10 protein-coding genes and 2 pseudogenes are annotated in these 12,131 nt (G+C 51.0%); 8 read left to right on the top strand and 4 right to left on the bottom strand.

Features of this window, described 5'->3' with window-relative positions; all coding sequences use genetic code 11:
* Nucleotides 1-23: 23 nt before the first annotated feature.
* A pseudogene (locus tag AB4O05_RS12425) lies at nt 24-779 on the bottom strand (MCP four helix bundle domain-containing protein); the annotation flags it as partial.
* Nucleotides 780-1,757: 978 nt separating this feature from the next.
* Here AB4O05_RS12425 and AB4O05_RS12420 point away from each other — a divergent pair.
* From AB4O05_RS12420 to AB4O05_RS12405, 4 genes are all read left to right on the top strand, one after another.
* Nucleotides 1,758-3,506: an AAA family ATPase gene (locus tag AB4O05_RS12420; RefSeq protein ID WP_460164880.1), complete on the top strand. Its 1,749-nt coding sequence runs from the start codon at nt 1,758-1,760 to the stop codon at nt 3,504-3,506.
* On the top strand, nt 3,469-4,287 hold the full coding sequence (locus AB4O05_RS12415) for a hypothetical protein (protein WP_460137258.1): 819 nt from the start codon (nt 3,469-3,471) through the stop codon (nt 4,285-4,287). Before AB4O05_RS12420 ends, AB4O05_RS12415 begins: the two co-directional genes overlap by 38 nt.
* Nucleotides 4,288-4,625: 338 nt before the next feature.
* A complete protein-coding gene (tnpB, locus tag AB4O05_RS12410) occupies nt 4,626-4,850 on the top strand; it encodes an IS66 family insertion sequence element accessory protein TnpB (RefSeq protein WP_460137259.1) in 225 nt (74 codons plus the stop codon).
* A gap of 859 nt (nt 4,851-5,709) precedes the next feature.
* On the top strand, nt 5,710-6,783 hold the full coding sequence (locus AB4O05_RS12405; protein WP_460137261.1) for a RelA/SpoT domain-containing protein: 1,074 nt from the start codon (nt 5,710-5,712) through the stop codon (nt 6,781-6,783).
* A gap of 26 nt (nt 6,784-6,809) precedes the next feature.
* On the opposite strand, the gene AB4O05_RS12400 is transcribed toward AB4O05_RS12405, so the two are convergent.
* Nucleotides 6,810-7,859 (bottom strand): phage portal protein, encoded by a 1,050-nt coding sequence (locus AB4O05_RS12400; RefSeq protein ID WP_460137262.1) that lies wholly within the window; start codon nt 7,857-7,859, stop codon nt 6,810-6,812.
* Nucleotides 7,859-8,143, bottom strand: a pseudogene (locus AB4O05_RS12395) (phage terminase large subunit family protein); the annotation flags it as partial. The gene AB4O05_RS12400 and the pseudogene AB4O05_RS12395, both read right to left, overlap by 1 nt.
* Nucleotides 8,144-8,304: 161 nt before the next feature.
* Between AB4O05_RS12395 and AB4O05_RS12390 the strand changes: the two are divergent.
* The 3 genes from AB4O05_RS12390 to dusA all read left to right on the top strand — a co-directional run bounded on the left by AB4O05_RS12390 (nt 8,305) and on the right by dusA (nt 9,891).
* Nucleotides 8,305-8,547, top strand: coding sequence for a CopG family ribbon-helix-helix protein (locus AB4O05_RS12390; RefSeq protein ID WP_057013353.1), 243 nt, complete (start codon nt 8,305-8,307; stop codon nt 8,545-8,547).
* Complete coding sequence (locus AB4O05_RS12385) at nt 8,537-8,821, top strand: type II toxin-antitoxin system RelE/ParE family toxin (RefSeq protein ID WP_034126662.1); 285 nt, start codon at nt 8,537-8,539, stop codon at nt 8,819-8,821. Before AB4O05_RS12390 ends, AB4O05_RS12385 begins: the two co-directional genes overlap by 11 nt.
* Before the next feature lie 83 nt (nt 8,822-8,904).
* Complete coding sequence (gene dusA, locus AB4O05_RS12380; protein WP_460137263.1) at nt 8,905-9,891, top strand: tRNA dihydrouridine(20/20a) synthase DusA; 987 nt, start codon at nt 8,905-8,907, stop codon at nt 9,889-9,891.
* A 144-nt stretch (nt 9,892-10,035) separates the two neighbouring features.
* Here the strand turns inward: dusA and AB4O05_RS12375 are convergent, their stop codons facing one another.
* Nucleotides 10,036-10,782, bottom strand: coding sequence for a hypothetical protein (locus tag AB4O05_RS12375; protein WP_460137265.1), 747 nt, complete (start codon nt 10,780-10,782; stop codon nt 10,036-10,038).
* 417 nt (nt 10,783-11,199) lie between these two features.
* Here AB4O05_RS12375 and tal point away from each other — a divergent pair, with 417 nt between their 5' ends.
* Nucleotides 11,200-12,126, top strand: a complete 927-nt coding sequence (gene tal, locus AB4O05_RS12370; RefSeq protein WP_460137267.1) for a transaldolase — start codon at nt 11,200-11,202, stop codon at nt 12,124-12,126.
* Nucleotides 12,127-12,131 lie beyond the last annotated feature (5 nt).

Below are 12,131 nucleotides of genomic sequence, written 5' to 3'. Positions count from 1 at the left end.
CGGGCGATGGTTTCCCGCAGGTTACTCTGCATTTTCGCCAGGGCGGTCAGCAGGCGGCCGGCCTCGTCGCGGCCACTGACCCCGACCTCCTGGGACAGATCGCTGCTGGCAATTCGCTCGGCCACGGCCAAGGCATCGCTGATGGGCGACGTAATACTGCGGGTCAGTATCGCAGCCAGCACCACGGTGAGTATCACGGTCGCCACCAGCAGGCCGATAACCAGCGTTAGGCCACTACTGTAGGTGGACGCAGCATCCAGGCCTGCATGTTTGGCGCCCTCATCGTTAAAGTCCGAGAGTTTGTTCAGCTTTTCCTGTAAGGCATTGGTCATCGGGCTGATGCGGGTATTGATCAGGACAATGGCTGCGGGGTTATCACCACTTCGCAGCAACGGGTCCAACTCATCCAACAGCTTGAAATACTGCTGCACATCGCCGGCCACTGGCTGATAGAGCTCACGCTCTGCCGGACCGGTAAGCAAGTGTTCATAATGGCTGATGGTGTTCTGCAGCGTGCTGCGGTAACCGCTCAACGCGGCAATGCGGGTTTGGCGCTGTTGTTCGTCGGTAATGATGGTAATGCGGACGCTTTCAAGGCGCAGGCGCAAGATGTCTGTCTGCATCTTGCCGATCTCACGGATGCTCGCCATCCAATTTGTTTCGACATCCTGCTCCGACTCCCGAAGCTTGCCCATTTGCATCACGGCGACAACGCCCAGAGCAAAAACCACCAGAATAATGAGTGAGAAGAAGCTGGCAGACCTTGGAGCGAGGTTCATATTCCTGACGTTCATTTTTTTCTCTCTTAAAAAGGTCGGTACGTCATGGACGCTACTTCGGTAGCCAGCATCAGTAAAAGTTGAACAATCACCGCAAGGCGCGCGAGCTGGCTGGCAACCCTCACGGGAAACCGGGCCAAAGCGACAGAAGGGTTAGGGTGAGTTGGCTCACGGTTTATGGTTTATCTCCCACTCAAAACCTGTCGCCGCCGGTGGATCGGCAGCTACTAGATGTTCTGACGGGATAGTGGCGCAGTGATGGCATTACAACCATCAGATCATCCCTATTCTGGGGTAGGGATACTGGAAAACCGGATAGGAAAATCCCTACCCTAATGCGCGGGTCACAAAGTGACGAATGTCAGGGATATCGGGTCCAGACCACAATCTCCGACAATGATCGCCTGCAGGCCCTCAGCGCGTGCTCCACATGCGGCAACGTAGGTGCACGAGATGGTGATGAGCGCAATACAAGCCTCCCCTACACCCAGGATGCATCCCTGATAAACTGCGCACCATTCGCCTCGCTGACTCAGATTCCCAATGCCCCTACAAACCGCTGCACTCTCCCGCCGCTTCTCTGTTGCTCCGATGATGGATTGGAACGATTAACAACAAAGGTCTTTAAAACAAAGGCTTCTATCGACACCCAATTCCCGCCCGTACCAATTTTGTACCACCAGTATTATCAACTGAGCTTTGCACACCGGAAAACTGCGCTTAACGACATAAGCAACTCAGGACCGGCAGAGACGTTCGTAACTCCGAAATGCTGAAGCTAAAATAAAATGAGCCAGTGGTTGAATTGGTGCTTGGGAGCATGTGCTTGCACCAATTCGCGATTAACCCAGGGAGGCAAAGCGCCTCCCCTAACCAAAATGTGCTCAAGGAAGGTACCTAGCGTAGACGCTATGATGTCGCTCTGCTACCTTCCGCCTTGGATACCATAATCAAAGTATGCAAGGACGGTAAGATATTATGTGGGAAATTGGTTTCCATTTAGACGCGCCGGCTATTACCAACCCTAAAAAAGTGGGTATATTTGCCGTCGGTACAGGCTGGAATGATTTTGGATTTACTTTACAGGCAATTGTTAGATTAAGAATCAATGGTAAACATAAAGACATATCGATCAGACTCCTGCCATTTGTTGAGGACAAACCGCAAGGATCCGTTCAAGACTGGATTAAATATTTACATAGCGTCAAAGATGGGAAAATTGAATGGAAACCCGCCAACAAGATATTCCCACACTACATCATTGTGTTTGCTACCGAGGAGTCGTATCGAGAACTCGCAACTTCAATGCCCACCAAAGAGTATGAACAGCTACTAATCGAACTAAACGAAATTAATGCAATTCACAAATCAGAAAAAATCACTAACGACACCTTTAAAAAAATAATTGAAACCCCACAATTCTCAGTTAGTGTACTTCGTGAAACAGCACCTTACAGGTCTTTCCGCTTCGGTTACGCATCTGCGTTTCGGGCTCCGCCGTTATCGGATGCACGAATGGAATTTTCGTTTAGCACTCAACTCGACGGCTTCAAAAACAAACACTCAATCGACTTCACATACAAAGAAATGCAGCTCATCTCGGATCGAGTACATACTGTTATCGGAGTAAATGGAATCGGAAAAACGCGCTATTTAAATAGTTTAATCATTGCAGCCCTTCAGAAACTAAACTCTACCTATCCTGCCGAGCAAGTTTCAGAATTGTATGACAGCAAAGCAAAGTCGATGCAAGCGTCAGCATTTGGTGTACGCCAAGAAGATTGGGCAGAACTCCCCCTATATAGCAAAATAGCAGCATACTCTTCTGACCCGAATAATATTTTACCTAGGGCAGTGAGTTTACAAGGGCCTTTCGACTATAAGTATTTTGACATAGGAATTGAGAGCTCACAAAAACTCTCACAACTTATAGTAGATATAATGCGAAATGACGTAGACTTAATAGATAGTGAAAGTCGATTCATTTTATTAAAGAAAATACTTGCAAAAATAACACCTACTGCCTTATTACTTGTTCCGACTATCTCAACGTCCAAAGACCCTTCTCACATCGTCGACGCAGATGGCAACCGCTGGATTGCATTAAAGTCAATCTTAGGTGGAGAGATGAGAAGACTTGAGATTTTGAGCCAGATAGATTTCTCAAGGGATCTAGCTTTCCAGACGCACGAAGGTAAAGTCATTCCGCTTAGCAGCGGGCAAAAAATGTATTTCCGTTTTGCCACTCACTTTTTAACAGTCGCAAGCCAAGGCATGCTTGTAATAATCGATGAGCCGGAAACACATTTGCATCCAAATCTAATCACAGAATTCATGGATCTGCTTTACTTAGTATTGGAAGCAACGTCATCTGTGGCGATTATCGCTACGCACTCTGCTTATGTAGTACGAGAAGCGCCCTCGCATTGTGTTCATGTAATAAAATCTGATGAGACCCAAACCGTCCGAACTGAAACTGTTTACATGAACACATTAGGAGCAAGTGTCACATCGCTCTCAAACAACGTATTTGGTGACAGCCTAGTAGAATCCTTTCATAGCAAAATAGCGACCTATATTGCTGAATCCAACTTGCCTCTAGATGAAATCATAGATCGCTATAGCGACACATTAAGCATGGAGATGCTAGTAAAAATCAGAGAACTCATGAGAAAAAAGGAGAATAATTTTGCGAGCACTGAATTACAAAATTATCCCCGACCGTAAGTTACTACCAAAACTTACCTCTCACTACGCTAGCCTGGAAATCATACATGACTCGATTAAAACATCTTACAAAGAATACATACTAAAAAGAGCCTCCCCTTCCATTATACCAATAGCCGTTACTGACCAACAAAGAAATGACTTTGAAAACGCCTATCTAAATAAACCTGTAAAGGCTGGTTTGGATTGGATTCCTAGCATTTACATTAATGGATTGAGCAGCTGCCCATTTTGCGGCGGAGATGGTGGACGAACAATTGAACACTTTTTACCTCAAGCATCATATCCAGAGTTTGCAGTATACAGTTTAAATCTGATGCCATCGTGCGCAAACTGCAACAGCAAAAGAAACGCCTTAAACGCCTACGGAGCGAAAATTAAACTTCTACACCCATTTTTTGACAAGGTACTTCTCGAAAAACTAGACGTTTATACGCACATTAGCTTTGCTTCTGGAATAATTGGCTTCAATCTAATTTACGACCGAACACCTTTTAACGATGAGCAACAGGAAAGAATCGACCACCACCTTAATACTTCTATAGATGAAATATCCCATATAAATAAGTGCCTATCATCACTGGAGAGCTTAACGATAACCGCCGAACTGCATAAAGACTTACCTTCCTTTATGGAACACGTAATTAAAGAAGAGATTTATACATGCGTACGTAAAAAAGATTTTAACTCTTGGCATCATGCCTTATGCAAAGGAGTAACTCGACTTCCGGCCGCTCAGGTCCTCGCCATTTTCTCTCCGCATTTTGGTCGTCGGTGTTGATGCAACTTTGCAACATCTATAGATCGAGTTGGGACACCGTGCGAAACGGTGTCTTTTGGTTTATACCCGATCGGTATGGCTTATGGGCGGATCACAGGTCTTACGTCAGTCCAAAACCGATCCATTTTTTAATGAAGCAAAAACGAAAAACCGATGGTAATAATTGGACAATTGCGGGGGGGGGCGGCGGCGGGGCTTGCTTCTCCCCGCATTCGCGTCGAAAAAAAGGATACACATTCATGATGTGCGGGTACGTAACCGCTCCACGAACCTCACATTCAAAGCCGCGATTTGATGCCTGATGCTGTGCTCCCGATCTCTTTCAGAAGCCAGCGGCTATGATGCGTCCCGATACCAAAGTTGAAAAAGTGTACCTCTATCCTAAACCCGTAGACTTTCGAAAATCCATCGACGGCCTAGCCGCACTGGTGGAGCTGGATATCAAAGTGGCGATGTTCGATCCGGTGCTTTTCGTCTTTCTCAACAAACCCCGCAATCGGGTGAAGATTTTGTATTGGGAACGCAACGGCTTTTCGATTCCCTTCACCCGCTCCATTATTTAAAGCTTCCAGCGGTACCGATGTGACGTTGCGTAAAGCTGACGACAGTTTTGGTGACAGTTACTGAAATCCTAGAGTATTTGCGCACCAGCGTGCGCGCACAAAACTCTGATGGACCTGGACCAGCACCCTCCCAATCAGGACTTTCAGCTTTTCATGTTGACCCACGGAAAAGAGGTTAGGCAGGTTAGCTTTTTTCTGAACTCCCTGAAAGCCTTGTCTGATGCTGGCTTGCGGAAGATCTACAGGGTTAGTTCTGTGGTTATGTTTGGTTAATTACTAACCTTTGGTGATGTTAAACACTAAATATATTAAACCCTTTAAAAACATACACTTACAGAATTTCAACTTTCGACTTAACCTTTACTAACCCCTCAAAGTTAGCGCTCAAGCCCAACAAATACGGGCCTTCCAACTCAATACATCTCCGCTTCAAAAAAACTAACCCTTTTCCCGAGCCGACTCCTGAATACGTCTGCCTGCTCGTTCACATGAGCATCATTGAAAAGCACCCACCATCGCAGGGTTCCGATAACCTGAAAACGTTCCGACAGCCCCCAGCCGGCGTAATTTTGATGGGGGTGCAGAAGTGCAGAAAAAGAGCCCCATTTAGCCCGCAGGCGAGGTGGGGGGACGACGGCGCGCGCCGGGTGCAGAACTCTTGCCCGAGGCCAGCGCGGCCCTATATTGGTGCTCTCGAAAATATGCGCCCTTGTCGAAAATAGTCGTGAATGGTAGGTTTCACAGAATCGTACGAAAGACTTCATGTAAAGCCAATCTCACTCTCTAGCCCGCAGTGAATTCCACCTGCTGACCATCCACAGCTAGAAGCCTCATAAATCGTTCTGAAAGGAAGCAGGAAATGGCCCAAGAAGCAATTTATCCGGGTGGTTCAAGGAAGCGTGTCAGTCGGGCTGGGGATAACGTAAGAGCTGCAACTGCAAGTAAGGAAGACTTAGATACAATCGAAGAGTGGCGAGCAGCCCATCGTGGGGTGTTGAACACTTTTCAGGCCATTTTGCGAACCAGAACCAAGCTCACTCAAATTATCGTCGCTCAACGTCACAAGCGTAAGAATACGATTTTTGACAAATTAAGACGTCTTCCAGGAATGAAACTGGCTCGAATGGATGATGTAGCAGGTTGCCGACTTATCTTTCAAAGCATTGAAGAGCTTTACGCATTCCGAGATGAATTTCACAAAGCACGGTTTAAGCACAAGCGCCGAAATGACGAAAGTAAGTATCACTACATAAACTTCCCTAAAGATACGGGCTATCGGGGAATCCATGACGTTTATGAGTATGACGTAAATTCAGTAGCTGGGCAGAATCTTGCTGGATTATATATCGAAATTCAGTATCGAACTTTGGTTCAACACGCGTGGGCTACGGCCATTGAGGTAATCGGTTTTATCACCGAAAGCCAGCCAAAGTTCAAACAAGGGGATAGGCGATATGAGCACGCGATGGCGCTTGCGAGCGAAATACTTGCACGAGCACACGAGGATTTAAAAGGCCCGTTTCCTGAGCTTGCTGACCGGGAACTACTTGAAGAGTTTTTAACGCTAGATAAGGAACTATCACTACTGCAAACACTTCGCGGACTCAATGAAGCCAAAGGTGAGATCTCAGACAAACGCAATACAATTCTAATATTTTCTGAGACTGGCGAATTGGAAGTAAAGAGTTACCGAGACGCGCCTGATGCATTGCGAGCACTTTTTGATCTTGAAAAGCAAATGCCGAACAAGGACATCGTGCTGGTAAGGGCAGACTCAAGCGAGGAAGTTAGATTAGCGTTCCGAAACTACTTTTCTGATGCCCGTGAGTTTATCCGATTGCTGGACGATGCATGTGACAAACTCGGCGGACATCAGGGCGATCGACTCGCTGAGTTTGAAGATCTGATAGGAAAGTTTGATGAGGCGGATTGACAATCTGCCAATTACTTGAGGGAGGATTAAGCTACTCCATCAAGTCTATAACTTTTGAACCGCATCACTTCCTCACCAAGCCAATCATTTAATTGCGCCATACGCGCCTGAATCGGCTCCAGCTCATTGGCCGCATAGATCTGCGCGGCCTCCCTGATCGACCCAAACCCACCCGCGTTCTGCGGCACGATGCCCATCAGCTGCGGCGGAATGCGCAAGCTGGCCAGCACATCGTCGCGGGTCTGGTTTTTGATCGAGTTGAATTCGTCCTTGGCCGTCACCTCGCTAACCGGGATGATCTGCAACCCGTCCTTTTTGCCGTTCGGCGAGTACACGAACAGATTGCGGAAGTTGCCCGGCCCCTTGGAATCCTTGAGCGCCTTGCGCAGGGAGTCGACGTCCGCTTCGTTCTGCGCGGCGTCGGTCATGTAGAGGATGAAGCCGGCATGACTGCCGTTTTCGTAATATTTGCGACGAAACAGCGTGGCCGACTCGTTCAACAATGCCGACTGCAAGGCGCTGATCCACTCGGGCAGGCCGTACACTTCCTGGTGCAGATCCGCCTCCCGCAGATGGAAAACGGTGCCCGGCTCAAATTCGTGTTCTTCCTTCCAGCCCTGCACCATTAACTGCCGACCATCCTTGCCCGAGCGCATGTACTTCGCCAGCGGCGGTACCAGCTCGCGCACCGGGCCGAGCATCGAGCGCCGTCCTTCCAGATAGCCGTTACCCAGGCACAGGAAGTCCAAGGCAAACTGTTCGAACGCTGCCCGCGACAGTAGCCGGTGTGGAATGAAGGTTTTGCTCAGCAAATTGCGCTTGAACATCAGCCCCGAGTGAAGGTGCACGCTGGAACCCACAGACCGTGCCAAACCGTCTAGCGACAGCGGCGGTTCGTACCACCGCCCGTTAAACCAGCACTCCAGATAATCAAACACCTCCCGGCCACTCAGCACCGGTGACGGGTCGCCAAAACTGAACGCCTCCATCTTGGTGTCACTGCGCGGGATAAATTCCTGCGTTGCCACGATGGGCGCCTGGGTCAGCTGCTTGGTACTTCTGCGGCGGTTCGACATCAAAAAATCTCCATCCGCCCGGTGTTGGCAGAGGTCTGCCCCTCCAGCGGTTCGTTGTGCAATGCGTGAAAGAGCGCCCACGCCAGGTCGGCGTGGCCGGTGTTGTCGTTGCGGCCGGCGGTGTAGGTGAATTGGCGACCGCCTGCGGTGATAGTCTTGCGGATCGCCATCAACGACTGCGCCATGTCGGTCCAGCCAGCGTCGAACTCCAGCCGGCCCCGGTGGATCACGTCGTAGGCCTTCAGCACCAGGCGGGTCTTGACCTCGGGCGAATGAACAAAAGTGAACAAAAGGGGACAGATTTATTTATCCGCCATATCGGGTTTTGAGTTGGCAAAGGAAAAGCGAACGACTCACTCCCTGACACACCTCGCGACGGCCTGCTGCGTCAACCCGACGCTTCACGGTGTAAGATGCCTCACAACCGTCCACCATCGAGACCGCCATGACTGGGATATCCCTAAACCTGCCGGAAGACCTATCCAACTCTCTCGCCGACCTGGCCAAAACCAACGGTCAGACCGCAAGCTACCTGGCGATGGACGTTCTTCGAGACTACATCGAGCACGAAAAAACGCTAACCGCTCAGATCGAGCTGGCGGTAAAAGACGCCGACGAAGGCAAATTCGCCACTGATGACCAAGTGGCGGCCATGCGCGCTAGGCGCTGGAGCAGGAATGCGGGTTGAGTGGCTTGAAAAAGCCCTCAAGAATCTGGAAGACGAAGCGAACTATATCGCTCTTGAAAATCCAAAAGCCGCCGACGACTTCTCGGATGCCATTTTCACCAGTGTCGACAGGCTGGCTCAGTTTCCTTCCATGGGGCGCGAAGGTCGGGTGAAACATACCCGCGAATGGGCAGTTCCCAACTGGTCCTATCTGATCCCGTATAGAGTGCGAGGTGATCGACTGCAGATCCTTGGCGTATTCCACACACGGCAACGTCCTCGCTCGAAGTGGTAATGCGCGCAAAACTTGCCTCTCCGGCACCCGAGATCCGTTCCTGATAAACTGCGCCCCATTCGTCTCGCCAACTCAGATCCCCCATGCCCCTACAAATCGCTGCACTCTCCCGCCGCTTTTCCGTTGCTCCGATGATGGATTGGACCGACCACCACTGCCGGTTCTTCCTGCGCCTGCTCTCCAAACACGCTCTGCTCTACACCGAGATGGTCACCACTGGCGCGATCCTGCATGGTGATCACGAACGGTTCCTGCGCCACAACGAGGCCGAGCATCCGCTTGCGTTGCAGTTGGGCGGTAGCGTGCCGGCGGATTTGGCTGCTTGTGCGCGCATGGCCGAGGTTGCTGGGTATGACGAGGTGAACCTGAACGTCGGCTGCCCCAGTGATCGTGTGCAGAACAACATGATCGGCGCGTGCCTGATGGGCCATCCGGCCCTGGTGGCCGATTGTGTGAAGGCGATGCGCGATGCGGTGTCGGTTCCGGTCACGGTGAAGCATCGCATCGGGATCAACGGCCGGGACAGTTATGCCCAGCTGTGTGATTTCGTCGGGCAGGTGAAAGAGGCGGGTTGCACCAGTTTTACCGTGCATGCGCGGATTGCGATTCTGGAGGGATTGTCGCCGAAGGAGAACCGCGACATTCCCCCCTTGCGCTATGACGTGGCGGCGCAGTTGAAGCAGGACTTCCCTGAGTTGGAGATTATCCTCAACGGTGGGATCAAGACGCTGGAGCAGTGCCAGGAGCATTTGCTGACGTTTGATGGGGTGATGTTGGGTCGGGAGGCTTATCACAATCCGTATCTGCTGGCGGAAGTGGATCAGCAGTTGTTTGGCAGTGCGCAGCCGGTGATCAGCCGGGCTGAAGCGCTGGCGCAGTTGCGGCCTTATATTGCTGAGCATTTGGCTGCGGGCGGAGCGATGCATCATATAACTCGGCATGTGTTGGGGCTGGGGACTGGGTTCCCCGGGGCGCGCAGGTTCAGACAGTTGTTATCGGTGGATATTCATAAGGCTGCGGATCCGTTGGTTTTGTTGGATCAGGCGGCGGAGCTGCTGGAGGGGCGGTGAGTGTCAGTTGATGGTTTTGATAGCTGGTCTACCGCTATTCGGAGCAAGCCCCCACATTTTGCTCAGTGATCGGCCCATGCTTGGCGTGGCGGTGGTCAAGTGCAAGGGCGCGGCATAAGCTGCCGGCCCTTGCTACAGCGTTGCTTAGTTTTCCGGCACTGTTCCTTTGGGAACAGTTACCCATTGCTGGGTGTCGCGGTTATAGCGCTTCCAATCTTTCTCAGTTCTAACTTTTCGGTAAAGCGTGTTGAACGTTGTGCCACCAAGAATTTGAACTTGAACTTCACCACCTGGAGTTTTGCAGTTAACCAATCCCAGAATGGGTGAATTCGGGTTCACCTGAAGTGCATACACGGCTTCTCCAAAGGTCCCGGTTGTGGCGTAGTCCAGTGCAAAACTTACAAACTGACTTTGCGGAGTGTCGCTGGACTGTAACGCGAGCAGTCGCATTGTCGTGTAAGTAGCACTGCTAAAACCCGGCTCGTGCAGGTCAGGCCCATCGACCGCCCAGTACTCTTCAGGTGTACCGCCTCGTTTGATGTATTTCTCCAGGTCATTCTGGGCTTTGGCATAGATCACGCCCTCCTTCAGCTTCTGGACATGCCAATTGTTGGTGTCTGGCCCCTCATAGGCGCGGTAAACCCAGGTGGCAGGCGCGGTCACTCTGGAATCCGTGATCTTGCCGCCGTAGGTGGAGGTCAGTTCATTCTCCTTTTCAAGGGTACGGCGCCCTATCGGCTTGCCGGCCTTGGCGATGCCAATGATTTCACTCATCTCATGGTTATCGTAGCAACCGCCGCTAAGTGCCTGCTGCACTGTTACATCGGCAAATACCGCCGTTGAACATATAAAACCCATGGCAGCGAATAGCGTTGATATATTCCGTTTCATCACATCTCTCCTTTGCTTTTCCAACAAGCGAACAAGCAGATTTTTAATGGATAGGCAAACACGCGCTTCGCCGCGGACAGTTAAGTCATCAGAGTTTTTATCGGCCTACTTTAGCGTCTGCGACTCAGGTATAGCACAGGTAAAATCAGTAACAACCAAACTTATAAAAAATAAAGTTTTTCACAACTTCAATTTATTGAAATTGACTATATCAAATGGCTTAAAGACAGGAACGCCGACCGCATTCAATCAGGTTGAACCTACCACCGATTTTGCCCTCCTATTTACCAGCAAGGCTCGCCATTCAAACGGCTGTTTTCAGGTTGTTGCCCTCGCAAACGATCGAACGCATTTGCGCCCTTGAGCGCTTGTCGGCGCTCGGGTAATGTCATCAGACCCACAGGACAGAGCACGCCCATGACTTCCAAGCTGGAACAACTCAAGCAATTCACCACCGTCGTAGCCGATACCGGCGATTTTTCCACCCTCGCCAAGCTCAAGCCACAAGACGCCACCACCAACCCTTCCCTGCTGCTCAAGGCCGCGTCGATTGCAGGCTATGCCAAGCTGCTGGATGAGTGCGTGAAGGACTGCAACGGTGATGTGGGCCTGGCCAGCGACCGTTTTGCGGTAGCGGTGGGTCAAGAGATTCTGAAAGTCGTACCGGGGCGTATTTCCACCGAGGTGGACGCCCGCCTGTCGTTCGACACCGACGCCGTACTCAAGCGCGCGCACCGTCTGATCGACCTGTACGAAAAGGCCGGCGTAGGCCGTGACCGTGTGTTGATCAAGATCGCTTCCACCTGGGAAGGCATCCGCGCGGCAGAGACGCTGGAAAAAGAAGGCATCCAGACCAACCTGACCCTGCTCTTCTCTTTCGCCCAGGCCGTGGCGTGCGCCGAAGCCGGCGTGTTCCTGATTTCGCCGTTCGTGGGTCGTATCTACGACTGGTACAAGAAGGCCAACGGCAACGACTACACCGGTGCCGATGATCCAGGCGTGCAGTCGGTGACACGTATCTACAATTACTACAAGGCGAATGATTACAAGACGGTAGTGATGGGTGCGAGCTTCCGTAATCTGAGCCAGATTGAAGAGCTGGCTGGGTGTGATCGCTTGACCATCAGCCCGGACCTGCTGGAGAAACTGGCGGCGGATACTGGCAAGCTGGAGCGCAAGCTGGCCCCAGGCAATGCTGGCGAAGCCCGCGTGCACATGACTGAAGCGCAGTTCCGTTGGGAGTCCAACGAGGATGCGATGGCGACCGAGAAGCTGGCGGAGGGGATTCGTCAGTTTGCCCGGGACCAGGAGAAACTCGAAGCGTTGTTATCTGCCAAGTTGTAAAAACG

Source organism: Pseudomonas sp. S1_G07, from assembly GCF_054668565.1.
Note: the sequence above shows the minus strand (reverse complement) of the source record. Positions and strands in the feature narration are given on the sequence as shown.

Bases quoted from the DNA above. Each gene is read 5' to 3' on its own strand.
- AB4O05_RS12420 (WP_460164880.1), top strand. From the start codon at position 1,758: ATGTGGGAAATTGGTTTCCATTTAGACGCGCCGGCTATTACCAACCCT.
- tnpB (WP_460137259.1), top strand. From the start codon at position 4,626: ATGATGCGTCCCGATACCAAAGTTGAAAAAGTGTACCTCTATCCTAAA.
- AB4O05_RS12405 (WP_460137261.1), top strand. From the start codon at position 5,710: ATGGCCCAAGAAGCAATTTATCCGGGTGGTTCAAGGAAGCGTGTCAGT.
- AB4O05_RS12400 (WP_460137262.1), bottom strand. From the start codon at position 7,859: ATGTCGAACCGCCGCAGAAGTACCAAGCAGCTGACCCAGGCGCCCATC.
- AB4O05_RS12390 (WP_057013353.1), top strand. From the start codon at position 8,305: ATGACTGGGATATCCCTAAACCTGCCGGAAGACCTATCCAACTCTCTC.
- AB4O05_RS12385 (WP_034126662.1), top strand. From the start codon at position 8,537: ATGCGGGTTGAGTGGCTTGAAAAAGCCCTCAAGAATCTGGAAGACGAA.
- dusA (WP_460137263.1), top strand. From the start codon at position 8,905: ATGCCCCTACAAATCGCTGCACTCTCCCGCCGCTTTTCCGTTGCTCCG.
- AB4O05_RS12375 (WP_460137265.1), bottom strand. From the start codon at position 10,782: ATGAAACGGAATATATCAACGCTATTCGCTGCCATGGGTTTTATATGT.
- tal (WP_460137267.1), top strand. From the start codon at position 11,200: ATGACTTCCAAGCTGGAACAACTCAAGCAATTCACCACCGTCGTAGCC.